This is a genomic window from Allobosea sp. P5_A5, from assembly GCF_056400625.1.
In genome coordinates this window covers 451283-469234 of the sequence record NZ_JBFUKY010000001.1, presented here as the reverse complement: position 1 = coordinate 469234, position 17952 = coordinate 451283, and the positions used below count along the sequence as shown (strand labels likewise).

The following is a 17952-nucleotide window of genomic DNA, read 5'->3' as shown; positions in this document are numbered from 1 at the left end:
CTTGAGCCACTGGCTGACACCCGATGAATGGACGGCGGTCCGGCTCAGCCTGATCGTCGCGACCACTGCAATGCTGGCGAGCCTGCCCTTCGGGCTCGCCGTGGCCTATGTGCTGGCGCGCGGCCGCTTCTGGGGCAAGTCGCTGCTGGACGCGGCAGTGCACCTGCCGTTGATCCTGCCCCCGGTCGTTACCGGCTATCTGCTGCTGATCGGTTTCGGGCGGCGCGGGCCGATCGGCCAGGCCTTGTATGATTGGTTCGGGATCACCCTCTCCTTCCGCTGGACGGGCGCGGCTCTGGCCTGCGCCGTCATGGGCTTTCCCTTGATGGTGCGGGCCATGCGGCTCTCGATCGAGGCCGTCGACCGCAAATTGGAGGCCGTCGCCGCCACGCTGGGAGCCAACCCTGTCTGGGTCTTTCTCACCGTGACGCTGCCGCTCTGCCTGCCGGGCATCATAGCCGGCATGATCCTGTGCTTCGCCAAGGCGATGGGAGAATTCGGCGCGACGATCACCTTCGTCTCGAACATTCCCGGTGAGACGCAGACCCTGCCCTCGGCGATCTACACTTTCACGCAAGTGCCTGGCGGCGATAGCGGCGCGATGCGGCTGACGCTGATTTCGATCGCGATCTCGGTTTCCGCGCTGTTCCTTTCGGAATGGCTGGCGCGGCTGGTCGGGCGGCGGATCGCGGTCGCATGACAGCGCCGATCCTCGACCTCGCGGTGCGGCACAAGCTCGGCAGCTTTCGGCTCGATGCGAGCTTTCAGTCGCCGGGGAGGCTGACGGCGCTGTTCGGCGTTTCCGGTTCCGGCAAGACATCGCTGGTCAACGTGATCGGCGGGCTGATCGCGCCCGATGCCGGCCATGTGCGCGTCGAGGGCGAGACGCTGGTCAATACCGATCGCGGCATCTTCCTGCCGCCGCACCGGCGCCGGCTCGGCTATGTCTTCCAGGAGGCGCGGCTTTTCCCCCATCTCTCCGTCCGGCAGAACCTGCTCTTCGGGCACCGGTTCGTCCCGCGGGCCCTCCGCACGCCCGCCGAGTTGGACAAAGTGCTCGAACTGCTCGGCATCGGCCATTTGCTGGGGCGCCGCCCGGGCGGGCTCTCCGGAGGCGAAAGGCAGCGGGTCGCGATCGGCCGGGCTCTGCTGGCCCAGCCCCGGCTGCTGCTGATGGACGAACCGCTGGCGGCGCTCGACGAAGCGCGCAAGGCCGAAATCCTGCCCTACATCGAAAGGCTGCGCGACCAGGCCGATATCCCGATCGTCTATGTCTCGCATGCGCTGGGCGAGGTGGCGCGGCTGGCGACCACCGTCGCGCTGGTCGAGGACGGGCGGATCGCCGCCTGCGGCCCAACCGCCGAGATCCTGTCGCGGCTCGATCTCGCCTCGCGGGCTGGTGCGCCGGAAGCGAGCGCTGTGCTGCCGGCCCAAGTCACGAGTTTCGACGAGAGCTTTGGCCTCGCTTTGCTCGCGACGCCGGCCGGTGAGCTCACGATAGCACGCGGGACACTGGAAGCCGGCCGGCGATTGCGCGTGCGCATCATGGCAAGCGACGTCATGGTGAGCCTCGCCAAGCCCGCCGGGATCAGCGCGCTGAACGCCCTGCCCTGTACCGTCGCCGAGATCGGTCCACGCACCGGCGAAGGCGGCAGCACCGTCCATCTCCGGCTGCGTTGCGGCGATGCCGCGCTGGTCGTCCGGCTGACCGCCAGATCGGTGGCCAGCCTCGGGCTCGCTGTCGGAACGCCAGTGCATGCCGTCATCAAGAGCGTCTCTGTCGAACCGTCCTGAGACGTCTTGACCTTCCCACGATGGGAAGCCCTATATCAGCTGTCATAAGGCACCATGGAGGCAGCGATGACGGTCATCGAAAACACGCGGGACGGGTCGGCGACCTTCGATATGGCTATCGAGGGCATGTCCTGCGCCGGCTGCGTCGGCAGGGTCGAGCGTGCCATCGCCGCGATCCCGGGCGTCGATGCCGTTTCCGTCAACCTCGCGACCGAGCGCGCCCATATCGGCCTCGCTAAGGGGGGCGCCCCTGCCGGCGTCGTGAAAGAGATCGAGAGCGCGGTCCGCCAGGCCGGATACGAGCCGGTCGAGCAGACCATCGACCTGGCCGTCTCGGGCATGAATTGCGCTTCCTGCGTCAGCCATGTCGAGAAGGCGCTGCTCGCCGTGCCGGGCGTGGTCGGGGCATCCGTCAACCTGGCGACCGAGCGCGCCAGCGTGGTCACGCTGGCCGGCGGCGATCTCCTTCCGAGTCTTATTCACGCCGTTGGGAAAGCCGGCTACGAGGCCGGTTCGGTGACGGCCGGCGCCGGCCAGACAGCCGTCGATCAAGGCCCCGTCAACACGGCGAAGGCTCAGGAACAGGCGCGGCTGAAGCGCTCGGTCATCCTCGCCGCCGCGCTGACGCTCCCGCTGCTGGTGATCGAGATGGGCGGACATCTGGTCCTTGCTCTGCACCATTGGCTTGGCGACCGATTTGGCGAGGGCAATTTGCGCCTGCTTTCCTTCGTTTTGGCGACGGCAGTGTTGCTCGGGCCAGGGCTGATTTTCCTGCGCAAGGGGTTTCCGGCGCTGCTGCGCGGGGCGCCCGACATGAACACGCTGGTGATGCTCGGTGCCGGCGCGGCCTGGCTTTATTCCAGCGTCGCAACCTTTCTGCCCGGCCTGCTGCCGGCGGGGACGGCGCTGACCTATTTCGAATCGGGTGCCGTCATCGTCACCCTGATCCTGCTCGGCCGCTGGTTCGAGGCGCGCGCCAAGGGCCGCACGGGTGCGGCGATCGGCAGCCTCGTCGCGCTTCAGCCGAAGACGGCTCGCGTCTTGCGCGGGAGTGACGAGACCGACATCCCGGTCGCGGAGGTGAAGCCCGGCGACAGCGTCATCCTGCGGCCGGGGGAGCGCGTCCCGGTCGATGGGGAGGTCATCGAGGGCTCCTCCTTCGTCGATGAAGCGATGCTGACGGGCGAGCCCGCACCGGTCCATAAGGCGCCTGGAAGCCGCGTCACCGGCGGCACCGTCAACGGCTCCGGTGCGCTGAGCTTCACGGCCCGCAAGGTCGGCGCGGATACGGTGCTGGCCCAGATCGTGCGCACCGTGCAGGCGGCGCAGGGCGCCAAACTGCCGATCCAGGCAGCCGTCGACCGCATCACGCTTTGGTTCGTGCCGGCCGTGATGGGGCTGGCTGCGCTGACGTTCCTGGTCTGGCTCCTGCTGGGGCCGAGCCCTGCCCTGTCCTATGCGCTGGTCAATGCCGTTGCGGTGCTGATCATCGCCTGCCCTTGCGCCATGGGCTTGGCCACCCCGACCTCGATCATGGTCGGTACCGGCCGCGGCGCCGAACTGGGTATTCTCTTCCGGCAGGGCGATGCGCTTCAGGCGCTGCGCGATGTCCAGATCGTCGCGCTCGACAAGACAGGCACGCTGACGCGGGGCAAGCCCGAGCTGACCGATCTCGAACCGGTCGCCCCCTTCTCGGCCGACGAAGCCCTGCGGCTGGCGACGTCCGTCGAAAACCGATCCGAACATCCTCTCGCGCTCGCCATCGTCGCAGCAGCAAAGATGCGGGGGCTGGCCCTGACCGAGCCTTCGGAGTTCGTCAGCGATGCCGGCCTTGGCGTCACGGCGCTGGTCGAGGGCCGGCGCGTCGCCATCGGCGGCCATCGGCTGATGCGGCAGATCGGAGCCCAGACCGAGGCTCATGCCGATTGCGTGCAGGGCTGGGCAGAGGCCGGCAAGACGCCGCTCTTCATCGCGATCGATGGCCGCTTGGCGGCGCTTCTCGCCGTCGCCGATGCGGTCAAGGAAACGACGCCGGCAGCAATCGCAGCCCTGCACCGCCTCGGGCTCAAGGTCGTGATGGTAACGGGCGATGACCGGCGCACCGCCGAAGCCGTCGCCCGCCATCTCGGGATCGACGAGGTCAAGGCGGAGGTGCTGCCGACCGACAAGGCGGAGGTGGTCAAAGCGCTTCAGGCCGGCGGTCGCAAGGTCGCTTTCGTCGGGGACGGCATCAACGATGCCCCCGCGCTGGCCCAGGCCGATGTCGGCATCGCCATCGGCACTGGCACGGACATTGCCATCGAAAGTGCCGATGTCGTGCTGATGTCAGGCGATGTGACGGGCGTCCCGCGCGCGATCGCCCTGTCCAAGGCGGTGATCGCCAACATCCGCCAGAATCTCGGCTGGGCCTTCGGCTACAATGCGGTGCTGGTCCCGGTGGCGGCAGGCCTGCTTTATCCGCTGTTCGGCATCCTGCTCTCGCCTGTCTTCGCGGGGCTCGCCATGGCGCTGTCGAGCGTCAGCGTGCTGACCAATGCGTTGCGGCTGCGGCGTTTCAAGGTGGAGGCGTGAGATGAATATCGGCGAGGCTTCGGCCGGCTCCGGCGTCAGCGCCAAGATGATCCGGTATTACGAGAGCATTGCGCTGATCGCGCCGGCTTCGCGCAGCGCGGCGCAGTACCGCGTCTATGGCGAGGAGGACGTGCACACGCTGCGCTTCATCCGGCGTTCGCGCGATCTCGGCTTCTCGCTCGAGGAGACGCGCGAGCTGCTTGCCTTGTGGCGTGACCGCAGCCGGGCCAGCGCCGACGTCAAGGCGCTCGCCACCGCTCATATTCGCGACCTCGAGGCCAAGGCGGCGGAGTTGCAGGCGATGGCGGATACGCTGCGGCACCTGGCGGCGCATTGCCAGGGAGACGCCCGGCCCGACTGCCCGATTCTGGCCGATTTCGCAGCGCTGCCCGACAAGGCCTGAGACGCCGCTCCGCCATGCGCAGGCGTTGTGGACGCGAGCCGGCGGGATTGCTCTTATGCGCTGGCATCGCGCCGGGGCGGCCTTGCCTCGCCGCTCGGCGGGTTGAATGTCAAAACGAGAACGGGGCCGGCCGGCTCGTTCGGAGCGGCTCCCAGGTGGAACGAGCATGGATAATCGAAACGATCTCTGGCGGCATGTCGACGCCAACAAAGAGCGCCTGATCGCGCTGTCCGACCGGGTCTGGGGCATGCCCGAGGTCTGCTACACCGAGCAGCGCTCCGTCGCCGAGCATATCGCCGAGCTGAAGCATCAGGGCTTCCGGATCACCGAAAACGTCGCCGATATCCCGACCGCCGTCATCGGCGAGGCCGGCGAAGGCGGACCTGTCATCGCCTTCCTCGGCGAATACGACGCCCTGCCCGGTCTCTCGCAAGAGGCCGGCCTCGCCGAGCACAAGGAGATCGAGACCGGCGGCCACGGCCATGGCTGCGGCCATAATCTGCTCGGCTCGGCCGCCCTGCTCGCGGCTGTCGCGATGAAGGAGTGGCTCGCCGAGAACAAGATTCCGGGCCGCGTGCGCTATTACGGCTGCCCGGCCGAGGAAGGCGGCGCCGCCAAGGCCTTCATGGTCCGCGCCGGCGCCTTCGCGGACGCCGATGTCGCAATCTCCTGGCACCCGTCAAGCTTCTGGGAGGTGGCCCCCGCGCTGGCGCTCGCCAACACCCGCGCGGACTTCGTCTTCACCGGCCGCGCCTCGCATGCCGCCGCTGCCCCGCATCTCGGCCGCTCGGCACTCGATGCCGTCGAGCTGATGAATGTCGGCGTGAACTATATGCGCGAGCACATGCCCTCCGATGCGCGGGTTCACTACGCGCTGCTCGACACCGGCGGCATCGCGCCCAACGTCGTCCAGGCCCATGCCCGCGTGCGCTATTCGATCCGCGCCCGCGACCTGCGCGGCATGCTCGAACTCGTCCAGCGCGTGAAAAAGATCGCCGAAGGCGCCGCATTGATGACCGAAACCAAAATGGAAATGCGCATCGTCAGCGCCGTCTCCGACCTCGTCGCCAACACGCCGCTCGAAGACGCCATGCACAAGGTGATGGAGGATCTCGGCCCACCGCATTTCGACGACGCCGACAAGGCCTTCGCCGAGGACATCCGCAAGACGCTCTCGCCGCAGGATATCGCCGCGATCTGGCGGACCGTGGGCATGACCGACACCGGCGCCCCGCTGGCCGACTTCCTCGTGCCGCGCGACGCCAAGCGCAACCCGGCCATCGGCTCCACCGATATCGGCGATGTCAGCTGGGCCTTGCCGACAGTGCAGGCTCATGCGCCGACGGTGGCGATGGGCACGCCCTTCCACACCTGGCAGGTCGTGGCGCAGGGCAAGCAGTCCGCCGCGCACAAGGCGATGGTGCATGTGGCCAAGGCGATGGCCGCGACCGGCGCCGCCGTGCTGACCGATGCCACGTTGATGGAAGCGGCCAAGGCCGACCACAAGGCGCGGCTCGGCAAGGATGGCTACACCTCGCCGCTACCGCCCGAGGTCCAGCCGCCGCTGACGATGTCTCTCGGCTGACAACGCACGAAACCCGACCCGGCCGCCGCTCGTCGGCGGCCGCTGCCTCGTCAGGCTGGCGCGAGATGAGGCAGGGAGCCGCAGGCCTGCCTGAAATAAGATCAGACGCACTGTAAAAGACTGATTTTATTGCGCTTTCGGGAGAGCAAATTAAGTCAGCTTTGCTAACCTTTTGCCCTTGCGGGCAAACGTTTGCCATCCTATTTCTATCGCAGCGCAGCAGAGATGTTGCGCCGCCCTCCTTGGGCGTTTCCTCCCTAGACTTGGGCTGCGCTCTGCGCGGCCCTTTTTTTGTCCGGGGCTCGGGCCGCGCTTACCAGCGACGCCAACCATACGGGCCGGGTCCGTAGAACCCTCCGTCGAGGCGGTCGAAACGGGCACGCCGGGCAGCGGAGCGGTCAAGGTCGATCTGCAGCAGGCAGTTGGAAAAGGCCTCGCTCGGCGCACGGAAACCGTAGGATTGGCATTGCGCCGCGTCAGAGGCGCGAAGATCCTCCGTGGTGACGCAGCCGCTCAATGCCGACCCGAGCAGCAACACTGCAGCCAGTCTGTGTACGACCATGACGGCTCTCCTGTCCGTGTCCCTCGCTCGACGGAATGTCGAGGCGATCTGTCATCGAAGCGATCGGGATCGGACACCCGGCCGCTTCAATCGACAACGCATCAGCGCGAGAATCGGATCGGTACTGCGAGCGATATCGCTCCCCCGCCCCCCATCCCGTCGGGCGGCGCGGGCACGGGGCTGGCACGGCGGATCATCGCGACAGCCTCATCGTCCAGGGCGGCGTCGCCCGAGCCGCGCACGAGGCGCGCCGAGGTTACCCGCCCGCCCCGGTCGATGCTGAAGGCGACCTGCACGGTGCCCGGCGTCGCCCCGTTCGGGAAGCGCTTGAAGCGGTTGAGATGAGCGATCAGCGAACCGCGCCAGCTCGCGGCAGCGGCCGGCGAAGCCGAGGATGCGCCGGGAGCCGGCGCCGCGGCCCGGTCGGAGACTTGCGCCTGCGCGGCCGGCGCGGAAGTCTGCTCGGCGCGCGGCTTGTCCGGATGGATCGGCTTCTTGCGCTCGGCCACCACCTTGGGTTTGGGCGGCGGCTTGCGCTTGACCTCCTTGGGCGGCGGAGGCGGCTCCTCGTTTTTCGGGGGCGGCGGCGCCAACATCGCGGCAGCATCCGGCAAGGACGGCAGCTCCGGAATCTTGATCTCGGGCTGCGGGACCGCGACGGGCTCCGGCTCCTCGGAGGGCTGCGGCTCCATCTCCTTGGGCGGCTCGACCGGCTTTGGCGGCTCGGGTTCGGGTTGCGCCTCCACCATCTCCTGCCCTGGCGCCAGATCCTGCGGCGCTTCGGGCGCGACGGCCAGCGGCGCGAGCTCGATCATCACGGCCGCCGGCGTGGCGCCAGGCGCAGCCTCCGCACCTTGCCAGTTCGCGACCACCCAGCCCGCCGTTCCGTGAGCCCCGGCGACCAGCAGCGCCGCGAGGCTCCAGCGCAGGGTCGCCGGGCCATAGCGCTCGAACGCTGAGCGACGAAGGCTCACGGCTTGGCTCCCGCCGCGCCCTGCCCGGTATCTTCCAGCCCGACGAGCGCGATCTTGAGATAACCGGCCGTGCGGAGCTGGTTCATCACCTCCATCAGGTCGCGATAGGAGACGCCGCCATCGGCTCGCAGGAAGACGCGTTGCTCGCGATCCCCACCGGTGCGCTGGTCGAGCGTCGCCTGCAGGGCCTCGCGCGGCAGGGCGTCGTTGCCGAGCGCCAGCGAAAGGTCGCCTTTCACCGTGAGGAAGACGGGCGTGTCAGGCCGTGGCTGCGGCTGCGCGTTGGACACAGGCAGGTCGACGGCGACGTCGACCGTGGAAAGTGGCGCGGCCACCATGAAGATGATCAGCAGCACCAGGATGACGTCGATGAACGGCGTGACGTTGATGTCGGCGACTTCGCCGAGATCGCCGTCCTGCGGGTCCTTGAGCGAGACGGCCATGACTTTACTCCGCCGGGACGAGCGGCATCGCCACGGGCTGTTGCGTCTGTGACGAAGGGGTGCGCGGCGGCGCGGATACGCTGCGCTGGTGGCGCTCGAGGTCGCGCGAGAGATGGCGCAAAATCTCTCCCGAGGCGTCCGACAGCGTGGCGCGGTAGCCGGTAATGGCGCGCGCGAAGACATTGTAGATGATCACGGCGGGAATCGCCGCGACGAGCCCGATCGCGGTGGCCAGCAGCGCCTCTGCGATGCCGGGCGCCACCACGGCCAGATTTGTGGTCTTGGCCTGGCTGATGCCGATGAAGGCGTTCATGATGCCCCAGACCGTGCCGAACAGGCCGACGAACGGCGCCGTCGAGCCGATCGTCGCCAGCAACCCGGTGCCGCGCGCCATGTTGCGCCCTGCCCTGGCCTCGATCCGCGACAGCGCGATGGACGCGCGCTCCTTGATGCCCTCCGTGCCGAGTTCGGCCGAGCGTCGAGCCTCGTCCACCGCGGCGGAAGCGAGTGTGCCGACCGCGCCGCGCAGTCGCCCGCCCTTGGCCTGCATCGCCTTGACGGCAGCCTGAAGACTGTCCGCCTGTTCCAGTTTGCGCACGGCCCGTGTCGCGCCGGTCTTGGCCGCCGTCAGTTCCAGGACCTTCGCAAGCCAGATCGTCCAGGTCACCACCGAGGCGAAGGCTAGTCCGACCATCACCACCTTCACGACGATATCGGCCGCCATGAACATGCCCCAGGGCGAAAGGTCGTGCGGGAGCACGGCCGTTGCCGGCGCGGCGGTCTGGCTGGCCGGCGCGGTCTCGAGCGGCAGCGCCGGGTGGGCCGTGCTCGGCGGGTTGATGCCCATCTGCGGCAGGGACTGAGGCAGCGGGTTGCTTGGCGTCCAGGATGCAGCCGGCGGAGCAGGCGGCTCTTGCGTTTGGGAGAAAGCCGCCGAAAGCGGAAGCATCACGAGGCCGACCGCGATGAAGGCCGAACGAAGCACGCTAGTCATGACAGGTCCCATACTCCGAAGCGCCCGGCGCTTCGTCCCACCGCACAAGGGCCGCCACAGGCTTCATGCCGCGTGATCCGAGCCATGCCGTGCAGGTTCTTCCACATTGGAACAATTAAAATATGCAAGCCTTATCAATCACTTGCCTCACGCTAGGCAGTGTTGGAAAGGTCTTCGCCTGTCAAGAGCGGTCAGCGCGCCAAGCCGACCTGAGCGCGAGATCGCTCGTTAAACGGCGCTTGCATCCGGGGTTTTTTCAAGCGGGCTAAAACGCGATCCGCTGCGCTCGTCGGCCCTATTGAGGGTCCCGGCGATCGATTTCCGCCTGCAACGCCGCAAGGTGCTCCCCGGCGGCGATGGCGGCTGCCGCCTCGACGGCGCGGAAGCGTACGACCAGCGTGTGACCGAGGCTCGTCAGGCTGGCGCCGCCGCCATTGCGCCCGCCGACCTGCCGCTCGACCACGGCTTTGCCGAACAGGACGTTCAGCTCTTCGACCAGTTCCCAGGCCCGCCGATACGACATCGCCATGGCGCGTCCAGCAGCCGAGATCGAGCCCAGCGCCTCGATTTTTTCAAGCAATTCGATCTTGCCCGGGCCGATGCGGCCCTCCGGATCGAGCTCGATGCGCAGGCTTAGTGACGGCAACGCTTCACCCGGAGCATACTGACAAGCCGACGCTGGACCTGACATCCAGCGCCGGCCGAGCCCGCTTGTTCAATGGCGCCGGGCGCCGACAACAATCGGCCTAGAACGGAATATCGTCGTCGAGATGGCTCGACGAAGAGCGCCCCCCGGCATTGCCACCGCCACCACCTGCGCCACCGCCGCTCGACATCGCCGGTTGGCGCGAGCCGCCGCCGCTCATCGCGCCCTGTCGGCCAAACGAGCCGCCGCCCCCGCCCGAACGCTCTTCGCCATAGCCGCCGCTGGCGCCTTCGCCATATTCGTCGCTGCTGCCCTGGCGGCTGTCGAGGATGGTGAGCTCGCCACGGAAGCGCTGCAGCACGATCTCGGTGGTGTATTTCTCAACGCCGGACTGGTCCTGCCATTTGCGCGTCTGGAGCTGGCCCTCGATGTAAATCTTGGAGCCCTTCTTCAGATATTGCTCGGCGACCTTGGCGAGGTTCTCGTTGAAGATCACCACGGAGTGCCATTCAGTGCGCTCCTTGCGCTCGCCCGACTGCTTGTCGCGCCAAGTTTCCGACGTGGCGATGCGCAGATTGACCACGGGCTCGCCGCTGCCGAGACGCCGCACTTCGGGATCTTTCCCGAGATTGCCGACCAGAATGACTTTATTGACGCTGCCAGCCATGGCCGCTTCCTTCCTGCGCACTTCATCACGAAAACGGCCTCGCGACCGGAGCCGGACCCTAGGCGTCCGATGCCGCAGGATCAATCCTGTTCCTGCTTTGTTCAAGTGCCTCGGCGCCGGTTGTCCCCTGTTTTATCGGACCCCGCCGGACCGGGCGGGCACCAGCCGGGCGATCGCTAAAATACCCGGTGTTCTCTCAAGCGGAGCTTCATCCAGAACCGTTAGGAAAGCCGCGGCTGGAGGAACCCGATGTCGCTGAAATTCATGATCGCCAGTGCTGCCGCGACGATGTTGCGCCAGATGCCCGCCGTCGTCGCCGCGCCGGAACAGCCGCCGCTGGTCGCCCATGCGCTCGGCGATCTCGCGATGAAGCCCGCGCCGATCCAGCCGGACTGGGTTCTGGCCGGCGATCCGCAAGCGCGCGTGGCGCTGCATTCGCGCAGCGGCGACGAGGCCGCCAGCACGGCCGTATGGGACTGCACGGCCGGCACCTTCCGCTGGCATTTCGACTGGGACGAGACCGTGGTGATCCTCGAAGGCGAGGTCCACGTCACCGCCGAGGATGGCTCGGAACGCGTGCTGCGCACCGGCGATATCGGCTATTTCGCCGGCGGCACCTGGGCGACCTGGCGCATCGACAGCTATGTCCGCAAGATCGCCTTCTGCCGCAAGCGCTTCCCCAAACCGGTCGCACTCGCCTACCGGCTGCGCAACGCGTTGCGCGGTGATGCCGGCTCGCAAGGCGGACTCGCCGCCTAAGGTCTCAGGCCAGGTTGCCGACGTCGGCCCAAATCCCCTCCTCGGTGAAGCCCATCACGGCGAATTCCGCGGCGCGCAGCGGCGCTTCGCCCGCCGAATAGAACTCGTCGAGCTGCGGCGCTGCCACGGCCGTGCCGCTCAGCATGGCATGCGCCTGGCCGCGATGGTGGATCTGGTGCTGGAACAGATGCAGCAGCAGCCGGTCGAGCCGCTCCCACTGGACATGGCTGTGCCGCTCGACATTCACGACCCGTTCGAAGCCATGGGTGCCGGCGGCCTCGACGACCGCGATCAGCCGCCGATCGACCGCTTCCTGTGCTCCGCGAAGCGCTTCGACCTCCTTGCACGGTTCGGGGTCGGCCCATGCATCCGGCCCGAGCCGTCCGCCCTCCATCGCATCGACATAGAACCGGTCGATCACGAGGATGTGGTTCAGCGTCGCGCGCAGGCTTGGGAAAAAACCGGTGCGCAGCGCGGCGAACTCTCCGGGCGCGAGCCCGGTGCAGGCGCCCAGCAGGCGATGGTTCGCCCAGGCATTGTTGTGGGCCATTGCACGAAACAGCAAAGCCACGTCCATATCGGTCCTCCGACCCCTGATGGCCGACGCCATCGTTTCACGCCCGATGACAACGCATGACAGCAGCGCCCGTCATGCTGCCCGCGACCCTTGCACAGGACGGCCGGATATCGGATGGCCTGCCATCGATCTCACGCTGGAACCGCCCACATGACCTTGGCTTATGGCCGGCCGCTTCTCGCGATGCCGGGACCGACCAATATCCCCGACCGCGTGCTGCAGGCGATGATGCGCCCGGCCGAGGAGCTCGCCTCCGCATCCATCACCGGTATGACGGATTCGATCCTCGCCGATCTGAAGCGCGTCTTCCGCACAACGGGTGAGACCTTCATCTATGCCGCCAACGGCCATGGCGGCTGGGAGGCCGCCTTCACCAACGTGCTCTCGCGCGGCGACAAGCTGCTGGTGCTGGCGAGCGGGCGCTTCGCCATCGGCTGGGGCGAGATGGCCGGCATGATGGGCGCCGATGTCGAGATCCTGCCGGGCAACTGGCGCGCGGCGGTCGATCCGGCAGCGCTGGAGGCGCGGCTGCGTGCCGATGCCGGCCACGCCATCAAGGCGATCATGACCGTGCAGATCGACACCGCATCCAGCGTCGTCAACGATATTCCGGCGATCCGGCGCGCGATCGATGCTGCCGCCCACCCGGCCCTGCTGATGGTCGACGGCGTCGCCTCGATCGGCTGCATGCCTTTCGAGATGGACGAATGGGGCGTCGATGTCGCGATGGGAGCGTCGCAGAAAGGGCTGATGGCCTCGCCCGGCCTCGCCTTCGTCGCCGCGAACGCGCGGGCTCTGGAAGCGCACAAGAGCGCCGACATGCGCAGCGGCTATTGGGACTGGACCGGCCGCATGAGCGGGTTCGGCTACATGAAGCATTGCGGCACGGCGCCGGAGCACCTGCTGTTCGGCCAGCGCGCCGCGCTCGACATGATCTTCGAGGAAGGGCTGGAGGCGATCTGGAAACGCCACGCCGTGCTGGCCGCTGCCACGCATGCGGCGGTCGAGGCCTGGTCAGCCGGTGGCGTGCTGGGCTTCAGCGTGCCCGTGGCGGCGCAGCGCGCGCCTTCCGTCACCGCCATCCTGACCGAAGGGGTCGATCCCGCAACGATCACGAATTTCACCCGCGACATCTGCGGTGTCTCGCTGGGGCTCGGCATCGGCGACTATGCCGGCAAGGCCTTCCGCATCGCCCATATGGGCCATTTGAGCGCTGCGGCCCTGCTGGGCGTTTTGGGTGCGGTCGAGTTGGCCCTGCAGGCGAAAGACATTCCGCACGGCGCAGGCGGGGTGACGGCCGCGATCGCAAGCTTGGCCCCTCTCGTGAGCTGAGCATGCGGGTGTGACGCTTACTTGCGCCCTTGGCCAAGGTGCAGTGCGGCGGGTAGGGGTGGTATCAGCTTCCCCCCGCAGCAGACACTCGCCGTAATTGCGTAAATTCCACGGTCGCCGTGTACAAGACCTCTCCATTCGCCCGGCGCACTTTGACCTCGAGCCGCTGATGAGCCGGCGGAAAATAGGTGACGATAGCGGAACGGACCAGATCAGCCATTCCTAGCAAGGCCGCCAAGATTGCCTCCTCGTCGCTGTCGAGATCATGACCCTCGTCATCGATGACGGTCATGCGCTCATCCACAGTGTCGATGAAATAAAGGGGCATGGAATCCATACGCATGTGACGCGCGATCAGTTTCGCCGCATTGAACAGAGGGTGCGGTGACGCTCTTGCCCTTCATTCGATTTTGCCCCACGCCTTGTTGCGGCAGGAGGCGCAGTCGACGCGGCACAGCTTGGGGCTGACATGAACGCTTTCGAACGTAAGCTTTTGAGCTTCGGCGCGATCACCCCCCAGGAAGCGGCGGTGTTGACCAAGGCGTTGCGCGATGTGCGTACGGTCGCGCCCGGTGCCGATGTCATTCGTGAGGGTGACAAGCCGAACGATGTCAACGTCGTGATGTCAGGCTTCGCTTTCCGCTACAAAGACACCTTGAGCGGCCGGAGGCAGATATTTGCCTATCTGCTACCAGGTGATTTCTGCGACCTCAACGTCGCGCTGCTTGGCCATATGGATCACAGTATCGGCACTCTGAGCCCATGCGAGATCGCTCACATCCCGCGCGCCACGATCCTCGACCTCCTTCAGCATCCGCGCATCGCGCACACCCTGTGGATGTGCAATCTGGTTGACGCGGCGACGCTCCGCGAATGGGTCTTGAATGTCGGCCAGCGTCATGCCGAGCACCGGATCGCGCATCTGTTCTGCGAGACCTACACCCGTATGAAGGTGGTCGGGCTGGCCCCTGCAAAGGAATTCAGGCTTCCTATTCCACAATCGGCGCTGGCGAACACCGTTGGGATTTCGGATGTTCACGTCAACCGAAGCCTCCGGACCCTTCGCGAAAAAGGTCTTGCCAAATTCCATGGCGGTCTTGTGACTATTCCTGATATTCGCAGTTTGATCGATTACGCCGAATTTGAACCCGGATATTTGCATTTACGGTTGAGAGACCAACCCTGATCGAGACCTTCAGTGATTCTGCTGCGGTCCGTGGATTTTCCTTTGTCATCTCAGCGAGCGCTAGTCTTGTCTCCGTGCCTGCCTGTTCATGGTGGCGCTCGGAGCGGCGGCAAAGACAAGTCAACTCGCTACAGCATTCGCCAGCGCCTTATGGTCGGGCGATCAGCTGCGTCTGAGGCGAGCACCATCCACCGCATCTCAACGAGCGCGCGCGGCGATGCGACAGCGGCCTGGGTCATCCGCTATCCCTCGCGGCATTGCGCGAACGGCCCCGATGCACCATCTGCGCTCCTGCCATCGACTGTCAGGACTGGGCGGCCGGAGCGGGCCGTCGCGTGATAGGGATGTGCAGTCGTATCGCGGCCGCCCTGCCCTTTCCCGGTCTGGCGTCGTTCGGCATTTGCCCTATCTCTAGGCCTCCTCCGAGACGGACTTTTCGATGGCCCGCAAATCTTCCTTGCCCGGCAAGACCACTCCCGCCGCTGCGAAGACGGCTGCCGAACAGGCCGCCGCGCTCGAGACCATGTTCGACCGCAATGCCGGGCAAGGCTCGGCCGCCGATCGCAATAGCCGCATGATCACCGTGCGCGGCGCGCGCGAGCACAACCTGAAGAACGTCGATCTCGCCATCCCGCGCGACAAGCTGGTGGTGTTCACCGGCTTGTCCGGCTCGGGCAAGTCCTCGCTCGCCTTCGACACGATCTATGCCGAGGGCCAGCGCCGTTATGTCGAGAGCCTCTCGGCCTATGCCCGCCAGTTCCTGGAAATGATGAGCAAGCCCGATGTCGACCAGATCGACGGGCTCTCGCCGGCGATCTCGATCGAGCAGAAGACGACATCGAAGAACCCGCGCTCGACGGTCGGCACCGTCACCGAGATCCACGACTACATGCGCCTGCTCTGGGCGCGAACCGGCATCCCTTATTCGCCTGTCACGGGCCTGCCGATCGAGAGCCAGACCGTCCAGGTGATGGTCGATCGCCTCTCCGAGCTGCCGGAGAAGACGCGCGGCTATCTGCTGGCGCCGGTCGTGCGCGGCCGCAAGGGCGAGTTCCGCAAGGAAATGGCGGAGTGGCTGAAGCGCGGCTTCCAGCGCGTCAAGGTCAATGGCGAGTTCTACGAGATCTCGGACGCGCCGACCCTCGACAAGAAGTTCAAGCACGACATCGACGTGGTCGTCGACCGCATCGTGATCCGGCCCGATCTCGGCGCAAGGCTGGCCGACTCGCTGGAGCAGGCGCTGGAGCTGGCGGACGGCATCGCCGTGTTCGAATATGCCGATGCGAAGGAGGAGAACGGCGAGGCCAAGCGCGTCACCTTCTCGTCGAAATTCGCCTGCCCGGTCTCCGGCTTCACCATTCCCGAGATCGAGCCCCGCCTGTTCTCGTTCAACAACCCGTTCGGCGCCTGCCCCACTTGCGACGGTCTCGGCCATGAGATGCGGATCGACCCGGACATGATCGTGCCGGACCCTTCGGCCACGCTGAAGAAGGGCGCCATCGCGCCGTGGGCGAAGTCGACCTCGCCCTATTATGGTCAGACGCTGGAAGCGCTGGCGAAGCATTTCGGCTTCCCGATGAACAAGCCCTGGTCCGAGCTGCCGGAGAGCGCGCGCAAGGCGATCCTGTTCGGCACGGGCTCGGAGGCCGTCCGCATGGCCTATAATGACGGCCTGCGCGCCTATGAGGTGAGGAAGCCCTTCGAGGGCGTCATCACCAATATGGAGCGGCGCTGGAAGGAGACCGATTCCGACTGGGCGCGCGAGGAGATCGGCCGCTTCATGTCGGAGACGCCCTGCGCCGCCTGCAACGGCTTCCGCCTGAAGCCCGAGGCGCTGGCGGTGAAGATCGACATGCGCCATATCGGCGAAATCTCGAAGCTCTCGGTCAAGGACGCGCTGGCCTGGGTCAGCGCCCTGCCCTCGCGGCTGACGAAGAAGCAAAACGAGATCGCCCCGCGCATCCTCAAGGAAATCCGCGACCGGCTGACCTTCCTGCTCGATGTCGGGCTGGAATACCTGACGCTGGCCCGCGCCTCGGGCACGCTCTCGGGCGGCGAGAGCCAGCGCATCCGCCTCGCCAGCCAGATCGGCTCCGGCCTCACCGGCGTGCTCTATGTGCTGGACGAGCCCTCGATCGGCCTGCATCAGCGCGACAACGAGCGCCTGCTCGGCACCCTTCGAAGACTGCGCGACCTCGGCAACACCGTCATCGTGGTCGAGCATGACGAGGACGCGATCCTCACCGCCGATTATGTCGTCGATGTCGGCCCTGGCGCCGGCATCCATGGCGGGCGGATCATCGCGCAAGGCCGCCCGCAGGACATCCTCGACGATCCGAACTCGCTCACCGGCAAATACCTCACCGGCGAGATGTCGGTCGCGGTGCCGAAGGCGCGGCGCAAGGCCCAGAAGGGCCGCGCCCTCAAGATCGTCGGCGCGCGCGGCAACAACCTGAAGAACGTCGATGTCGAGATCCCGCTCGGCCTCTTTACCTGCATCACCGGCGTCTCCGGCGGCGGCAAGTCGACGCTGGTCATCGACACGCTCTACAAGGCGGTGGCGCGCAGGCTGAACGGCGCGATCGAGCACCCCGCCCCGCATGACCGCATCGAGGGCATGGAGCATCTCGACAAGGTCATCGACATCGACCAGTCGCCGATCGGCCGCACCCCGCGCTCAAACCCGGCGACCTATACCGGCGCCTTCACGCCGATCCGCGAATGGTTTGCCGGCCTGCCGGAGGCGAAGGCGCGCGGCTACCAGGCCGGGCGCTTCTCCTTCAACGTCAAGGGCGGCCGCTGCGAGGCCTGCCAGGGCGACGGCGTCATCAAGATCGAGATGCACTTCCTGCCGGATGTCTACGTCACCTGCGACGTCTGCAAGGGCCGGCGCTACGACCGCGAGACGCTGGAGGTGAAATACCGCGACCATTCCATCGCCGATGTGCTCGACATGTCGGTCGAGGAGGCGAAGGGCCTGTTCAAGGCCGTGCCCTCGATCCGCGACAAGATGGAGACGCTGGCGCGCGTCGGCCTCGACTACGTCAAGGTCGGCCAGCAGGCCACCACCCTGTCGGGCGGCGAGGCCCAGCGCGTCAAGCTCTCCAAGGAACTCTCGAAGCGCGCCACCGGCCGCACGCTCTACATCCTCGACGAGCCGACCACCGGCCTACATTTCCACGACGTCGCCAAGCTCATGGAAGTGCTGCACGAGCTGGTCGACCAGGGCAATTCGGTGGTGGTGATCGAGCACAACCTCGAAGTGGTGAAGACCGCCGACTGGGTGATCGACATGGGCCCCGAGGGCGGCGACGACGGCGGCGAGGTCGTGGCCGAAGGCACGCCGGAAGACATCGTCCGCATCGGAAAAGGCCACACCGCGCGCTTCCTCAAGGAGGTGCTGGCGCGGCGGCCGATCAAGAAGGGAAAGGCGGTTCAGCGGGAGGCGGCGGAGTAGCC

The 17952-nt window shown here is 66.7% G+C and carries 17 protein-coding genes; 9 read left to right on the top strand and 8 right to left on the bottom strand.

Annotation, left to right across the window (positions count from 1 at the left end; translation table 11 throughout):
• Nucleotide 1 precedes the first annotated feature (1 nt).
• The 5 genes from modB to AC1DR6_RS02235 all read left to right on the top strand — a co-directional run bounded on the left by modB (nt 2) and on the right by AC1DR6_RS02235 (nt 6353).
• Nucleotides 2-700 carry a molybdate ABC transporter permease subunit gene (gene modB / locus AC1DR6_RS02255; RefSeq protein ID WP_476827545.1) on the top strand — a complete coding sequence of 233 codons (699 nt, stop codon included), beginning with the start codon at nt 2-4 and terminating at the stop codon, nt 698-700.
• Nucleotides 697-1794, top strand: a complete 1098-nt coding sequence (modC, locus tag AC1DR6_RS02250) for a molybdenum ABC transporter ATP-binding protein (RefSeq protein ID WP_476827544.1) — start codon at nt 697-699, stop codon at nt 1792-1794. Before modB ends, modC begins: the two co-directional genes overlap by 4 nt.
• A 66-nt stretch (nt 1795-1860) precedes the next feature.
• Nucleotides 1861-4365 (top strand): heavy metal translocating P-type ATPase, encoded by a 2505-nt coding sequence (locus tag AC1DR6_RS02245; protein WP_476827543.1) that lies wholly within the window; start codon nt 1861-1863, stop codon nt 4363-4365.
• A gap of 1 nt (nt 4366) precedes the next feature.
• A complete protein-coding gene (gene cueR, locus AC1DR6_RS02240) occupies nt 4367-4768 on the top strand; it encodes a Cu(I)-responsive transcriptional regulator (protein ID WP_476827542.1) in 402 nt (133 codons plus the stop codon).
• 166 nt (nt 4769-4934) lie between these two features.
• Entirely contained in the window at nt 4935-6353 is a 1419-nt protein-coding gene (locus AC1DR6_RS02235; protein WP_476827541.1) for an amidohydrolase, read from the top strand.
• A 313-nt stretch (nt 6354-6666) separates the two neighbouring features.
• Here AC1DR6_RS02235 and AC1DR6_RS02230 read toward each other — a convergent pair whose 3' ends face one another.
• The 6 genes from AC1DR6_RS02230 to ssb all read right to left on the bottom strand — a co-directional run bounded on the left by AC1DR6_RS02230 (nt 6667) and on the right by ssb (nt 10639).
• Nucleotides 6667-6915, bottom strand: a complete 249-nt coding sequence (locus AC1DR6_RS02230) for a hypothetical protein (RefSeq protein WP_476827540.1) — start codon at nt 6913-6915, stop codon at nt 6667-6669.
• Between the two features lie 101 nt (nt 6916-7016).
• On the bottom strand, nt 7017-7889 hold the full coding sequence (locus AC1DR6_RS02225; protein ID WP_476827539.1) for an energy transducer TonB family protein: 873 nt from the start codon (nt 7887-7889) through the stop codon (nt 7017-7019).
• Nucleotides 7886-8332, bottom strand: a complete 447-nt coding sequence (gene exbD, locus AC1DR6_RS02220) for a TonB system transport protein ExbD (protein ID WP_476827538.1) — start codon at nt 8330-8332, stop codon at nt 7886-7888. The genes AC1DR6_RS02225 and exbD overlap by 4 nt, the downstream gene beginning before the upstream one ends.
• Before the next feature lie 4 nt (nt 8333-8336).
• Nucleotides 8337-9326, bottom strand: coding sequence for a tonB-system energizer ExbB (exbB, locus tag AC1DR6_RS02215; RefSeq protein ID WP_476827537.1), 990 nt, complete (start codon nt 9324-9326; stop codon nt 8337-8339).
• A 295-nt stretch (nt 9327-9621) separates the two neighbouring features.
• Nucleotides 9622-9972 (bottom strand): winged helix-turn-helix domain-containing protein, encoded by a 351-nt coding sequence (locus AC1DR6_RS02210; protein WP_476827536.1) that lies wholly within the window; start codon nt 9970-9972, stop codon nt 9622-9624.
• Between the two features lie 100 nt (nt 9973-10072).
• Complete coding sequence (gene ssb / locus AC1DR6_RS02205; RefSeq protein WP_476827535.1) at nt 10073-10639, bottom strand: single-stranded DNA-binding protein; 567 nt, start codon at nt 10637-10639, stop codon at nt 10073-10075.
• 249 nt (nt 10640-10888) lie between these two features.
• On the opposite strand from ssb, the gene AC1DR6_RS02200 reads away from it, so the two are divergent.
• Complete coding sequence (locus AC1DR6_RS02200) at nt 10889-11398, top strand: cupin domain-containing protein (protein ID WP_476827534.1); 510 nt, start codon at nt 10889-10891, stop codon at nt 11396-11398.
• A 4-nt stretch (nt 11399-11402) separates the two neighbouring features.
• On the opposite strand, the gene AC1DR6_RS02195 is transcribed toward AC1DR6_RS02200, so the two are convergent.
• Complete coding sequence (locus AC1DR6_RS02195; protein ID WP_476827533.1) at nt 11403-11975, bottom strand: DinB family protein; 573 nt, start codon at nt 11973-11975, stop codon at nt 11403-11405.
• Between the two features lie 150 nt (nt 11976-12125).
• On the opposite strand from AC1DR6_RS02195, the gene AC1DR6_RS02190 reads away from it, so the two are divergent.
• On the top strand, nt 12126-13307 hold the full coding sequence (locus tag AC1DR6_RS02190; RefSeq protein ID WP_476827532.1) for a pyridoxal-phosphate-dependent aminotransferase family protein: 1182 nt from the start codon (nt 12126-12128) through the stop codon (nt 13305-13307).
• Nucleotides 13308-13371: 64 nt separating this feature from the next.
• Here AC1DR6_RS02190 and AC1DR6_RS02185 read toward each other — a convergent pair whose 3' ends face one another.
• The gene (locus AC1DR6_RS02185; protein ID WP_476827531.1) at nt 13372-13635 is read right to left on the bottom strand and encodes a DUF6894 family protein; all 264 of its coding nucleotides are present in this window, start codon (nt 13633-13635) and stop codon (nt 13372-13374) included.
• A 141-nt stretch (nt 13636-13776) separates the two neighbouring features.
• On the opposite strand from AC1DR6_RS02185, the gene AC1DR6_RS02180 reads away from it, so the two are divergent.
• On the top strand, nt 13777-14493 hold the full coding sequence (locus tag AC1DR6_RS02180; RefSeq protein ID WP_476827530.1) for a Crp/Fnr family transcriptional regulator: 717 nt from the start codon (nt 13777-13779) through the stop codon (nt 14491-14493).
• Between the two features lie 439 nt (nt 14494-14932).
• Complete coding sequence (uvrA, locus tag AC1DR6_RS02175) at nt 14933-17950, top strand: excinuclease ABC subunit UvrA (protein WP_476827529.1); 3018 nt, start codon at nt 14933-14935, stop codon at nt 17948-17950.
• Nucleotides 17951-17952 lie beyond the last annotated feature (2 nt).

Coding starts and splice junctions, on each gene's coding strand:
- exbB (WP_476827537.1), bottom strand. CDS start 9,326: ATGACTAGCGTGCTTCGTTCGGCCTTCATCGCGGTCGGCCTCGTGATG.
- exbD (WP_476827538.1), bottom strand. CDS start 8,332: ATGGCCGTCTCGCTCAAGGACCCGCAGGACGGCGATCTCGGCGAAGTC.
- AC1DR6_RS02185 (WP_476827531.1), bottom strand. CDS start 13,635: ATGCCCCTTTATTTCATCGACACTGTGGATGAGCGCATGACCGTCATC.
- cueR (WP_476827542.1), top strand. CDS start 4,367: ATGAATATCGGCGAGGCTTCGGCCGGCTCCGGCGTCAGCGCCAAGATG.
- modC (WP_476827544.1), top strand. CDS start 697: ATGACAGCGCCGATCCTCGACCTCGCGGTGCGGCACAAGCTCGGCAGC.
- AC1DR6_RS02190 (WP_476827532.1), top strand. CDS start 12,126: ATGACCTTGGCTTATGGCCGGCCGCTTCTCGCGATGCCGGGACCGACC.
- ssb (WP_476827535.1), bottom strand. CDS start 10,639: ATGGCTGGCAGCGTCAATAAAGTCATTCTGGTCGGCAATCTCGGGAAA.
- AC1DR6_RS02180 (WP_476827530.1), top strand. CDS start 13,777: ATGAACGCTTTCGAACGTAAGCTTTTGAGCTTCGGCGCGATCACCCCC.
- AC1DR6_RS02245 (WP_476827543.1), top strand. CDS start 1,861: ATGACGGTCATCGAAAACACGCGGGACGGGTCGGCGACCTTCGATATG.
- uvrA (WP_476827529.1), top strand. CDS start 14,933: ATGGCCCGCAAATCTTCCTTGCCCGGCAAGACCACTCCCGCCGCTGCG.
- AC1DR6_RS02235 (WP_476827541.1), top strand. CDS start 4,935: ATGGATAATCGAAACGATCTCTGGCGGCATGTCGACGCCAACAAAGAG.
- AC1DR6_RS02195 (WP_476827533.1), bottom strand. CDS start 11,975: ATGGACGTGGCTTTGCTGTTTCGTGCAATGGCCCACAACAATGCCTGG.
- AC1DR6_RS02230 (WP_476827540.1), bottom strand. CDS start 6,915: ATGGTCGTACACAGACTGGCTGCAGTGTTGCTGCTCGGGTCGGCATTG.
- AC1DR6_RS02200 (WP_476827534.1), top strand. CDS start 10,889: ATGTCGCTGAAATTCATGATCGCCAGTGCTGCCGCGACGATGTTGCGC.